Origin of the sequence: Tardiphaga sp. (assembly GCF_028290785.1) — a bacterium.
In the GTDB taxonomy this organism is placed as follows: domain Bacteria; phylum Pseudomonadota; class Alphaproteobacteria; order Rhizobiales; family Xanthobacteraceae; genus Tardiphaga.
Genome location: NZ_JAQGJD010000195.1, coordinates 1 through 11,012, shown reverse-complemented (window position 1 = coordinate 11,012; position 11,012 = coordinate 1). Strand labels below are relative to the sequence as shown.

At 63.5% G+C, this 11,012-nt stretch carries 13 protein-coding genes and 1 pseudogene; 8 read left to right on the top strand and 6 right to left on the bottom strand.

What is annotated here, in order from left to right; translation table 11 throughout:
- A partial coding sequence (locus JWR89_RS11400) for a tripartite tricarboxylate transporter substrate-binding protein (protein ID WP_299715831.1) occupies positions 1 to 499 on the bottom strand: 499 nt, incomplete at its 3' end.
- Positions 500 to 631: 132 nt separating this feature from the next.
- Between JWR89_RS11400 and JWR89_RS11395 the strand changes: the two genes are divergently transcribed.
- Entirely contained in the window at positions 632 to 1,600 is a 969-nt protein-coding gene (locus JWR89_RS11395; protein ID WP_299715828.1) for a TAXI family TRAP transporter solute-binding subunit, read from the top strand.
- A gap of 161 nt (positions 1,601 to 1,761) precedes the next feature.
- On the opposite strand, the gene JWR89_RS11390 is transcribed toward JWR89_RS11395, so the two are convergent.
- Together JWR89_RS11390 and mobA are read right to left on the bottom strand one after the other, a co-directional pair.
- Positions 1,762 to 2,970 (bottom strand): ABC transporter substrate-binding protein, encoded by a 1,209-nt coding sequence (locus JWR89_RS11390; RefSeq protein ID WP_299715825.1) that lies wholly within the window; start codon positions 2,968 to 2,970, stop codon positions 1,762 to 1,764.
- Positions 2,971 to 3,024: 54 nt separating this feature from the next.
- A complete protein-coding gene (mobA, locus tag JWR89_RS11385) occupies positions 3,025 to 3,663 on the bottom strand; it encodes a molybdenum cofactor guanylyltransferase MobA (RefSeq protein ID WP_299715822.1) in 639 nt (212 codons plus the stop codon).
- Between the two features lie 61 nt (positions 3,664 to 3,724).
- Here mobA and JWR89_RS11380 point away from each other — a divergent pair, with 61 nt between their 5' ends.
- From JWR89_RS11380 to JWR89_RS11365, 4 genes are all read left to right on the top strand, one after another.
- Positions 3,725 to 3,973 (top strand): sulfurtransferase TusA family protein, encoded by a 249-nt coding sequence (locus JWR89_RS11380; RefSeq protein WP_299715820.1) that lies wholly within the window; start codon positions 3,725 to 3,727, stop codon positions 3,971 to 3,973.
- 202 nt (positions 3,974 to 4,175) lie between these two features.
- Complete coding sequence (locus JWR89_RS11375) at positions 4,176 to 5,828, top strand: OFA family MFS transporter (RefSeq protein ID WP_299715818.1); 1,653 nt, start codon at positions 4,176 to 4,178, stop codon at positions 5,826 to 5,828.
- A 216-nt stretch (positions 5,829 to 6,044) separates the two neighbouring features.
- The gene (locus JWR89_RS11370; protein ID WP_299715816.1) at positions 6,045 to 6,329 is read left to right on the top strand and encodes a hypothetical protein; all 285 of its coding nucleotides are present in this window, start codon (positions 6,045 to 6,047) and stop codon (positions 6,327 to 6,329) included.
- Positions 6,326 to 6,532, top strand: coding sequence for a hypothetical protein (locus JWR89_RS11365; protein WP_299715813.1), 207 nt, complete (start codon positions 6,326 to 6,328; stop codon positions 6,530 to 6,532). The genes JWR89_RS11370 and JWR89_RS11365 overlap by 4 nt, the downstream gene beginning before the upstream one ends.
- Before the next feature lie 51 nt (positions 6,533 to 6,583).
- Here JWR89_RS11365 and dapA read toward each other — a convergent pair whose 3' ends face one another.
- Genes dapA through JWR89_RS11350 form a run of 3 tightly spaced genes read right to left on the bottom strand, consistent with a single transcriptional unit; the run spans position 6,584 to position 8,282 of the window.
- On the bottom strand, positions 6,584 to 7,483 hold the full coding sequence (dapA, locus tag JWR89_RS11360) for a 4-hydroxy-tetrahydrodipicolinate synthase (protein WP_299715810.1): 900 nt from the start codon (positions 7,481 to 7,483) through the stop codon (positions 6,584 to 6,586).
- A gap of 11 nt (positions 7,484 to 7,494) precedes the next feature.
- On the bottom strand, positions 7,495 to 7,773 hold the full coding sequence (locus JWR89_RS11355) for a hypothetical protein (protein ID WP_299715807.1): 279 nt from the start codon (positions 7,771 to 7,773) through the stop codon (positions 7,495 to 7,497).
- A 50-nt stretch (positions 7,774 to 7,823) separates the two neighbouring features.
- Entirely contained in the window at positions 7,824 to 8,282 is a 459-nt protein-coding gene (locus tag JWR89_RS11350) for a hypothetical protein (protein WP_299715805.1), read from the bottom strand.
- A 445-nt stretch (positions 8,283 to 8,727) separates the two neighbouring features.
- On the opposite strand from JWR89_RS11350, the gene JWR89_RS11345 reads away from it, so the two are divergent.
- The 3 genes and pseudogenes from JWR89_RS11345 to JWR89_RS11335 all read left to right on the top strand — a co-directional run.
- Complete coding sequence (locus tag JWR89_RS11345) at positions 8,728 to 8,817, top strand: K(+)-transporting ATPase subunit F (protein ID WP_299715802.1); 90 nt, start codon at positions 8,728 to 8,730, stop codon at positions 8,815 to 8,817.
- A 42-nt stretch (positions 8,818 to 8,859) separates the two neighbouring features.
- A complete protein-coding gene (gene kdpA, locus JWR89_RS11340; RefSeq protein ID WP_299715799.1) occupies positions 8,860 to 10,563 on the top strand; it encodes a potassium-transporting ATPase subunit KdpA in 1,704 nt (567 codons plus the stop codon).
- A gap of 24 nt (positions 10,564 to 10,587) precedes the next feature.
- Positions 10,588 to 11,012: pseudogene (locus JWR89_RS11335) on the top strand (potassium-transporting ATPase subunit B); the annotation flags it as partial.

Genomic DNA, 11,012 nt, shown 5'->3' with positions numbered 1-11,012 from the left:
CCGCCGACATGTGCACCGAGGTGCCGTTGCCTGAGGAGGCATAGGAGATCTTGCCGGGGTTGGCCTTACAGTAATCGATGAACTCCTTGACGGATTTTGCCGGCAGCTCGTTCGAGACCACCAGCATGTTGGTGAGTTGCATGATGCTGGCCACCGGCGCGGTGTCGCGGATGAAATCATACGGCAGCTTCTTGTACAGCGATGCCGAGATGGCGTTGTTCGGCGCTACGAACAGCAGCGTATAACCGTCCGGCGGCGAGGTGACGGCAGCGGCGGCGGCCAGGTTGCCACCGGAGCCGGCGCGGTTCTCCACCACGAACTGCTGGCCGAGGTGATCCGACAGCCACTGCGCCATGATGCGGGCGACGATATCCACCGGTCCACCGGCCGCAAAACCGATCAGCCAGCGCACCGGGCGGTTGGGGTAGTCCGCCGCGGCGGCCGGCGCAGCGGCGAAGCAGGCGAGGCACAGCAAGGCAGCGCGCCAGAAAGCGGGCATGTTTCCTCCGGAGGTTGTTTCGTGCTGCGCCGCGCAGCCCTATTCGATCGGGCTTTGCCGCCCGTTGCCGCCATGCTTTCATAGAATGGCGAATTTGCCTACAAGCGTTGCGGACGACTTTCAGGACAGAACATGAAACGCATTGCATGGGTTTGCGCGGCCGCCCTGATCGCCGGCAACGCATGGGCGCAAGACGGAGGCAAGCCGATTTCCAGCACCCCGCTCAGCCTGAGCCTTGGCACCGCGACGCCAGGCGGCGGCTTTCCGCTCTATGGCGACGCCTTCATCGAGGTTTTGCACAAGGCGGATCCGACGCTGACCATCGAACCGCGTCCCACCAAGGGCAGCGCCGAGAACATCCCGATGCTGGAGGCCGGCCAGCTCGATATCGCGCTGGTGGCCGGCGAGCCGGCCTATGAAGCCTTCAAGGGCATCGGCCGGCCGCCGACCCGGCTGAAGATCATCACCGCGCTGTATTCCAATCCCGGCATGTTCGTGGTGCGCGCCGACAGCCCGTACAAGACGATCCGCGATCTGGTCGGCCAACCCGTCGCGTTCGGCGCCAAGGGCTCCGGGCTGGTGATCCTGTCACGCTACGTGCTGGACGGACTCGGCCTGAAGCAGGACGAGGATTTCAAGTCGGTCTATCTGGACCGCGCCGGCGACGGCCCGGCCATGGTGCTGGATGGTCGCGTCGCTGCGCTGTGGGGCGCGGGCCTGGGCTGGCCGGGCTTCAAGGCGATCAGCGAGAGCCCCGGCGGCGCGCGCTTCATCGCCCCGAGCGCCGACGAGATCGTTCAAATCCGCGCCAAGCACAGCTTCCTGAAGCCGATGGAGGTGGCGCCCGGCAGCTATCCGCATCAGGAAGCGGCGATCGCGTCGGTTGGCTCCTGGAGCTACATTTTGGCGCGCGAGACGCTGCCCGACGATGTGGCCTATCGTCTGGCCAGGACGCTGCACGGCGCCGAGCCGGCGCTCGGCGCGCGGCTGGCGCAAGCCAGGGAAACCACGGCGATGAATACGGTGGCGGCAGCGCCGGATGTGGCGCTGATCCATCCCGGCGTGCTGAAATATTTCAAAGAGATCGGGCTGGTGAAGTAGGGCACGACTCTCTCCATGTCGTCCCCGCGAAGGCGGGGACCCATAGCCACCGTCGTCCGTAATCGCAGAACAGCCTCTGCCCAGTGTCACTACAGATGGCACGGCGTATGGGTCCCCCGCCTTCGCGGGGACGACGGCTGAGATTGCCGCTCTCTACTTCTTCACTTCTTCCCCAGCCCGCATGCCGGGTCCGGCGGCCCGAATGCATCGTCGCCGGAAATCTTCGCCAAAATCTTGTAATAGTCCCACGGATATTTCGACTCTTCCGGCGTCTTCACCTGCACCAGCATCAGGTCGTGCACCATCAGCCCGTCTTCGCGGAGCTTTCCGTTGCGGGCAAAGAAATCCTCGATCGGCTTTTCGCGCATCTTGGCCGCGACCTTCAGCGGCTCATCGGTGCCGGCTTCCTTGATGGCGTTGAGATAGACCATCACGGACGAATACACCCCGGCCTGCCACATGGTCGGCATCCGCTTCATCTTCGCGAAATAGCGCTTCGACCATTCGCGGGTCTTGTCGTCCATGTCCCAGTAGAACGCGGTGGTGAGCAGCAAGCCCTGCGCGGTCGGCAGACCCATGGAATCCACGTCGGTGATCAGCGCCAGCAAGGCTGCCATCTGCTGGCCGCCCTTGAAGATGCCGAATTCGCCGGCGGTCTTGATTTCGTTGATGTTGTTCGGCGGCCCGCCGGCGATGCCGATGATCTTGGCCTTGGACGCTTGCGCCTGCAGCACGAAGGACGACAGGTCCGAGGTGCCGAATGGCGGCCGTGCCGCGCCCAGCAGCTTGCCGCCGGCCTTGGTGATGACCGCGGAGGCATCGCGCTCCAGCGCGTGACCGAAGGCAATGTCGTCGGTGATGAAGAACCACGAATCGCCGCCGCGCTTCACGACTTCCTGTGCCGTGCCGACCGCCAGCGCCCGGGTGTCGAACACCCATTGCATGGTGTAGGGCGAGCAGAACTTGCCGTGGAAATCCGCCGCGCCGGTGGAGTGGGTGATGAACAGTCTCTTCTTGTCGTTGGCGACGTTTTGCACCGCGAGGCCGACCGCCGAGACCGGCACATCGACGATCAGGTCGACCTGATCTATATCGTACCAGCGCCGGGCGAGGGCGGCGCCGATGTCCGGCTTGAGCTGGTGATCGCCGACGATGACGCTGATCGGCTTGCCGAGCACGCTGCCGCCGAAGTCCTCCACCGCCATCTGCGCCGCAGTCACCGAGCCCTGACCGGATGGCGTCGAGGCCGGGCCGTTCATGTCGGTGAGCACACCGATCTTGACGAGGTCGTCGGAGAGTTGCGCGGATGCGGCAGAGGTAAGCATCGCAAGCGCGGCAGCGCAGGCAATGGCTAGTGGTGTGATGCGCATAAAGTCTCTCCCCGGGGTCGCGGCGCTCCGGCCGCTTGATGGCGAGAGTTTAGGTCAGGCGTCGTCGTCGAGCAACGCCAGCCGCTCGGCTTCCGCGATGTCCTCCATCGTATTGGCATTGAAGAAAGGATCGAGCGGCACCGCCGGCCATTCGACGGTCGCGACCCGATAGCGCGCGGTGAACCGACCGACCTTGCGGACGTCTTCCGCCACCAGCGCGTAGCGCAACTCGTCCCGCAGGCTCACGTCCCACAGCGCGATCACCGGATGGGTCCGTCCCGCGGAGGACGCGACGGATAGCTGCGCGCGTTGCTCGATCCGCACTTGATGCAAACGCGCCACCAGATCGCGCGGCAGAAACGGGCAATCGGCGGCGGCGCTCAAGATCCATTGCACGTCCGGCCGATGCGCCGCGGCCCAGTCCAGCGTCGCCAGAACGCCGGCGAGGGGACCCGGGAAATCCGCGACCTCGTCGGCGATAACCGGCAGGCCGAACGTCGCGAATCGGGCGGCGTCGCCATTGGCGTTAAGGATCAGGCCATCGCATTGCGGCGCCAGACGATCGATCACGCGGTCCAGCAACGTGCGGCCCCCGATCTCTCGCATCGGTTTGTCGCCGCCGCCCATTCGCCGTGCCAGGCCGCCGGCCAGCAGCACGCCGGGCGTGGCCGGCATTTCTGAATTCGTCGTCATGGCAGGCTGCTTAGGACATTCCGTGAGGGACCGCTATAACGCCACTGCCCGGAACTGCACGATGACCACCACCAAACTCGATCTCACCGGTTTGAAATGCCAGCTGCCGGCGCTGATGACGGGCAAAGCGATGAAGGCGCTGGTGCGCGGCGATCGTCTCGAAGTGCATTGCAGCGATCTGCTCGCCGTGATCGATATTCCTGCATTGGTGGAGCAAGGCGGCAACCGTATCGAACGCATCGACCGTCGCGACGATGCGATCGTCCTCCTGATTGAAAAACAAAATGATGCGATAGCAAATCGCAATTGATTGCTGCGACGCAACGCGTTGATTACAAATACCAATCCCTCATACATATTGCCTATCGACTCGCGGCTCGCGTTCTGGCTCCCTTTATCTTGGACGGGCCACGCGGCCGGATTCTATCTGTGCTGCGTTGCAGGGGAATTAAACAGATCACCATTTGAAGGCAGACCGCCCGGGAGATAGGGCGGCTGCAGGGGAGGCTTGCATGACCACCATTGGTAACGCCGGGACGCTGTCCGGCACCAGTCCGGGAATTCTCGACCGCGAGCGCATCATCGCGACCGCCGGCTTCAATCGCTGGCTGGTGCCGCCCGCTGCGCTTTGCATTCATCTGTGCATCGGCATGGCCTATGGCTTCAGCGTGTTCTGGCTGCCGCTGTCGCGTGCCGTCGGCCTGTCGGCGCCGAAGGTCTGCGCCGACATGAGCATCATGACCGAGTTGTTCACCACCACCTGCGACTGGCGGGTGTCGAGCCTTGGCTGGATGTACACGCTGTTCTTCGTGCTGCTCGGGGTGTCCGCGGCGATCTGGGGCGGCTGGCTCGAGCGCGCCGGTCCGCGTAAGGCCGGCGTCGTCTCGGCGCTGTGCTGGTGCGGCGGCCTCGTGCTCGGTTCGATCGGCGTTTATACGCATCAGCTCTGGCTGCTGTGGCTCGGCTCCGGCGTGATCGGTGGCGTCGGCCTCGGCCTCGGTTACATCTCGCCGGTATCGACGCTGGTGAAATGGTTTCCGGACCGTCGTGGCATGGCGACCGGCATGGCGATCATGGGCTTTGGCGGTGGCGCGATGATTGGCGCACCTTTGGCCAACATGTTGCTGAACTACTTCAAAAGCCCGACCGATGTCGGTGTCTGGCAGACCTTCCTTGCGATGGGCATCATCTACTTCGTATTCATGATGATCGGTGCGTTCTCCTATCGCATCACGCCGCCAAACTGGCGCCCCGAAGGCTGGACTCCGCCGGCAACGGCGAACGCGATGATCACCACCGGCCACGTCCATCTCAAGGATGCCCACAAAACCCGGCAGTTCTGGCTGATCTGGGGCGTGCTCTGTCTCAACGTGTCGGCCGGCATCGGTGTCATCGGCATGGCTTCGCCGATGCTGCAGGAAATCTTCGCCGGCAAGCTGATCGGACTACCCGACCTCAGCTTCAATCAACTGTCCGCGGAGCAGAAGACGGCCATTGCCGCCATCGCGGCGGGCTTTGCCGGGCTGCTGTCGCTGTTCAACATCGGCGGGCGGTTCTTCTGGGCGTCGCTGTCCGACAAGCTTGGTCGTAAGAACACCTACTACACGTTCTTCATCCTCGGCATCTTGCTGTACGCTTCCGCGCCGACCTTCGCGGCGATGGGCAACAAGATCCTGTTCGTGCTGGCCTTCGGCATCATCCTGTCGATGTATGGCGGCGGCTTCGCCACGGTGCCGGCCTATCTCGCCGACATCTTCGGCACCCAGTTCGTCGGCGCCATTCACGGCCGGCTGCTGACGGCATGGGCGACCGCGGGCATCATCGGTCCGGTGGTGGTGAACTACATCCGTGAATTCCAGATCAGCGCCGGCGTTCCGCGGGCCCAGGTCTATGATTTCACCATGTACATCCTTGCGGGCATGCTGGTACTTGGCCTGATCTGCAATTCGCTGATCCGGCCGCTGGCGCCGCACTGGTTCATGAAGCCGGAGGAAGTCGCTGCATTGCAGGCCAAGGGCGCCACGGCCAATACCGGTGGCGGTTCCTACGGCATCGGCAAGGGCGGGCTCGATGCCAGCACGGCGGCATTCTGGGCCTTTGTCGGCATCCCGCTGGCGTGGGGTGTCTGGTTGACGCTGCAGAGCGCGGTGGCGATCTTCAAGTAAGCGCATGTGATTGCGGGACTGGCAGCAACGCGCTGCCGGTCCCGCGACACGTTTTCGAGGACGCATGGGCAAGAGCCGAGACCGCTCGCCGGCTGATCCTTATGCCGCGGCTATTACGTAGCCCGGCTCTCCGTCTCGATTTCATATGTCGTTATCCGCATCTTCTCCTCAACGTCGCGCTTGTGCGCGGCGGATATGGGAAGACGGACAACGATCATGTTCTACTCGCGCGAAAATCAGTTTCACGACCTCGCTGGCGACGACGCCTATCGTTCCTGGCTGATCAGCCGCAACCAGCCGCCGATCGTCCATCACTCCGGCGAAATGCACTGGAAGCGGTTGTGCGTCCTGGCGCGCCACGCCGCCAACCGCGTCAGGGGGCTCTTCGCCGCTTTCCGCGTCGCGCTGGTGGCCGACAAGATGCGGCGCGCGCAGTGGGAACTTTCGCGGTATGGCGTCCGTGCGCCGACCGCACGCGGCAACGATCGGAGCGGTACATGAGCCACGATCGTTCGACGGCGATGTTCGCGCGGATCGGTTCCTACGGCAAATTTGCCGCGGCGCTGATCCGACATCTGCGCACGCTCTGGGATGCGCCTGTCGGCTACCGGCGCGAGGCCCATTACATGCGCGGCCCCGGGCCAAAGTGGCGGGAGAAGCAAGCCGGCGGGACATCGGCTCGACAAGGGAGCGTTGATCGGTAGCCGGGATTTCGCTTCCGCCTTCGCGCTGCGAGGCCGCAGTCGCTAATCGGGCTACGGTCCCAACGCAATCGCCATCGCGTCCGCGATGGCGATTTTTTCTTGGCGTTGCAATTCAACCATCGGGAGGCGCACCCGGGGTGAACACAGTCCACGCAGGCTCAGTGCATATTTCACCGAGGCTGGCGTGGTGTCCGATGACAATGCCATGCACAGCGGCGCCAGCCGGCTCATGAGCGTGGCGGCATGGAGCGTGTCGTTCTGTTTGCAGGCGGAAAACATCTCCCGCCACAGTTCCGGGGCGACGTTGGCCACCGCCGAGAGGCTGCCGTCGCCGCCGTGCTGTCGGAATACCATCGCGATGCTATCATCGCTGCACAGCAGGCGGAATTCCTGCGGCAGCATCGAACGCAATCGCAGCGGGCGGGCGATATCGCCGCTGCCGTCGCGCAGGCCGATGAAGCTTGGCTGTTCGGCCAGCCGCAGCAGCGTGTCGTCGGCAAGCGTGCGGACGCAGCGGGACGGAATGTCGTGCAGGATGATCGGTAGCGTTGTGGAATCGCCGATGGCACGGAAATGCGCCTCGATACCGGCCTGGGTCGGCTTGTTGTAATACGGCACGACCGACATTACGGCATCGGCGCCGGCGGCCTCCGCCCGACGCGTCAGTGCGATGGCCTGGCAGGTGGCGTTGGAGCCGGCGCCAGCGATCACCCTGGCGCGGCCGCGGGACGCCTGTATGGCCACGCGGATGAGATCGTCGTGTTCATCGGCGGTCAGCGTCGCCAGTTCGCCGACGGTTTCGCCGACCAGCAGCGCGGTGGCGCCTGCCTTGAGCTGCCGTTCGCAGAGGTGCGCAAAGGCGGGGAGATCCAGCCTGTCGCCGGCATCGAACGGTGAGGGCAGGTCGGCGATGACGCCGGCAAGCCATGGATGCGCCAGAGTTGAAGTCATGGGATCGGCGCTCAGGCTGCGCGCTGCCGGGCTTCGTGATGCGTATCTTCCAGCACCTGGGGGGCGGGCGAGGGCTTCGCGGCCATATCCAGTTCGAGGATGCAGCCGATGGAGACAATGGCTTCCGGGTGACAGCCGTTCTCGAACAAGGCGTAGCGCACGGCGTCGGCGCGATGGGTGAACAGCCCGCCATAGAGGCCGTTCTGGTGTTGCGCGACCCACTGGCCACGGCTGTTCTTGCCGATGAGGACGATGGTTGAGCCGCACGAGGGAGGTTCGACGAGATTCACGGGTAGTCTCCTGAAGAAGGATACTTTGGGACGAAGAGGATAGTCGGCGTTCAGGCGAAGTTGTCCGCCAGCACGGGTTCGAAATGGCCGGCAGGGCCGGACATGGCCTGGCCGCCGGCAAGAGGCGTCGGCGCGGAATTGCCGGCGGCCTCGACAAGCGCGCCGAGGATCGCGAGCGTGATGTCCGGGTGATGCGCTTCGACCGCCTGGTCGAGCCACTCCGGCATCTCGCACTGGCGCGATACCGCGCAGTGCCATTCGCCGCCGTCATAAGCGAGACGACGGATCTGCCACTGCGGCAGCTGCAGTGCGGCCAGCGCCAGCGCGGCGTCGGTCCAGGCCTGCGCGGCGATTAACTGCTTGATCCGCGCAACCTGCAGCGCCTGCCACATCGGGTTGCGACGCTGGCAGGCGGTGGCCAGCAGGTCGCTCAGCAGCCTGGCGTTCGGAGTTTCGATATCCGCGAACGTATCTCCGGGTCGGAAATCACGGGTTTGGGAAAGGGGCATGGCGCGATCTCGTTGTTAGCGCGGTCCATGGGATCGACCGCAACTGCAAGATGATCGGCCAGGCATTTGAAAACGAGATGGGGCGAAGAACAGAGATATAGGCGCGGCATAAGCGCGTCGTTTTCGCTCTTCCGCACTGGGAAAGAAGGATAGGGCACAGCCGAGCAACGTCGCGCCTTCGCCGGCCCCTTGAGGACAGGCTGCCCCCCCCCTGTGTCTTTATAGAATTCCTATATCTTCGATCCCTTCCTCGTCTCGAAAACCTACGCTCCGGGGTGCACCTGATCATGCATCACGGGCGAGAACACTGTTCGCCCTGGACCGCGGTTCTCAGCGCATCAGGAGTCTTCCATGCTGGACATCGTCATGCTGGCCCTCGGGCTCGGCTTCTTCGCCCTCACGGTGGGTTACGCCTACGCCTGCGAACGGTTGTGAGGAACGCATCATGATTTTCGATTATTCGCTCGCCGGCGTCGTGTCGGCCGGACTGCTGATCTACCTCACCTACGCGCTGCTGCGGCCCGAACGGTTCTGACCGCATCCGGAAACGGTTACGCGCAACTAAAGGTTCACTAAAATGACCATGATTGGCTGGATTCAAATTCTTCTGTACTGCGCGATCGTCGTCGCGCTGGTGAAGCCGCTCGGCTGGTACATGACGCGCGTCTTCAATGGCGAACGCACGTTCCTGTCCCCGATCCTGCGCCCTGTCGAGTCAGGGCTGTACTGGCTTTCCGGCGTCAACGAGAAACGCGAGCAGCACTGGCTGACTTACACAGTCGCCATGCTGCTCTTCCACGTTGGCGGCTTCTTCATCATCTACGCCGTGATGCGGCTGCAGGCGGTCCTGCCGTTCAATCCCGCCGGACAGTCGGCAGTCGCCGAGGACCTGTCGTTCAACACGGCAATCTCCTTCATCACCAATACCAACTGGCAGAATTACGGCGGCGAGAGCACGGTCTCCTATCTCGTGCAGATGCTCGGTCTGACTCACCAGAACTTCCTGTCGGCAGCGACCGGCATCGCGCTGGCAGTTGCGATGATCCGTGGCTTTTCGCGTTCGTCGATGCGCACCATCGGAAACTTCTGGGTGGACGTGACCCGCTGCACGCTCTATGTGCTGCTGCCGCTATGCATCGTGTATACGCTGTTCCTGGTCTGGCAGGGCATCCCGCAGACCCTAGGCGCCTATGTCGATGCGACCACGCTGGAAGGCGCGAAGCAGACCATCGCGGTCGGCCCGGTGGCTTCGCAGGTGGCGATCAAGATGCTCGGCACCAATGGCGGTGGCTTCTTCAACGCCAATGCCGCGCATCCGTTCGAGAACCCGACGGCACTGTCGAACTTCATCCAGATGATCTCGATCTTTGCGCTCGGCGCCGCGCTGACCAATGTGTTCGGCCGCATGGTCGGCAACCAGCGCCAAGGCTGGGCGATCCTCGGCGTGATGGGCGTGCTGTTTATCGTCGGCGTTGCTGTCACCTATGGCGCCGAAGCGTCGGGCACCACGGGCCTCAATGCCCTCGGTCTCACCGGCGGCAATATGGAAGGCAAGGAACTGCGCTTCGGCATCGTCGCCTCTAGCCTGTTCGCGGTCATCACCACGGCGGCATCCTGTGGCGCGGTCAATGCGATGCATGACTCGTTCACCGCGATCGGAGGCATGATCCCGCTGATCAACATGCAGCTCGGCGAGATCATCATCGGCGGCGTCGGCGCAGGCCTTTATGGCATGCTGCTGTTCGTCGTGCTGGCGATCTTTGTCGCCGGCCTGATGGTCGGTCGCACACCGGAATATGTCGGCAAGAAGATCGAGGCGCGCGAGGTCAAGATGGCCATGCTCGCGATTCTTGTGCTGCCGCTGATGTATCTCGGCTGGACCGCAGTCGCGGTGGTGCTGCCCTCCGCGGTGGCGTCGATGGCCAATGCCGGCCCGCACGGCTTCACCGAGGTGCTCTACGCGTTCACCTCGGCCACAGGCAACAACGGTTCGGCGTTTGGCGGTCTCACCGGCAACACCTTCTTCTACAACCTCACACTGGCCAGTTCGATGTTTGTCGGCCGCTTCTTCATGATCGTTCCGGCGATGGCGCTGGCAGGATCGCTGGCGGCGAAGAAATCGATCCCGGCTTCCGCAGGCACCTTGCCCACCACGGGCGGCCTGTTCGTGGGACTGGTGATCGGCGTCATTCTGATCATCGGCGGTCTCACCTTCTTCCCGGCGCTCGCGCTCGGGCCGATCGTTGAGCACCTCGCGATGACCGCCCATACCTTGTTCTGATCGACCTACTTCGGAGTACTTTCCATGGAAACGTTAAAACTGCAGAAGCGGGTGCCGGTGTCGGCCATGCTCGATGCAAAGATCGTCGTTCCCGCCATTGGCTATGCCTTCACTAAGCTCGATCCGCGGCTGATGATCAAGAACCCGGTGATGTTTGTAGTCGAAGTCGTGGCCGCGCTGACCACCGTGATCTTTGTCAAGAACCTGTTCACCGGCGGGGAGGATCTGGCTTTCGCATTCCAGATCATCCTGTGGCTCTGGTTCACGGTGCTGTTCGCTAACTTCGCCGAGGCCGTCGCTGAAGGCCGCGGCAAGGCCCAGGCCGAGTCGCTGAAAAAGACCCGCACCGAGAGCCAGGCCAAGCTCCTGACCGGCAACGACAAGAGCTACCGCATGGTGTCGGGCACCAGCCTGAAGGTCGGCGATGTCGTGCTGGTGGAAGCCGGCGA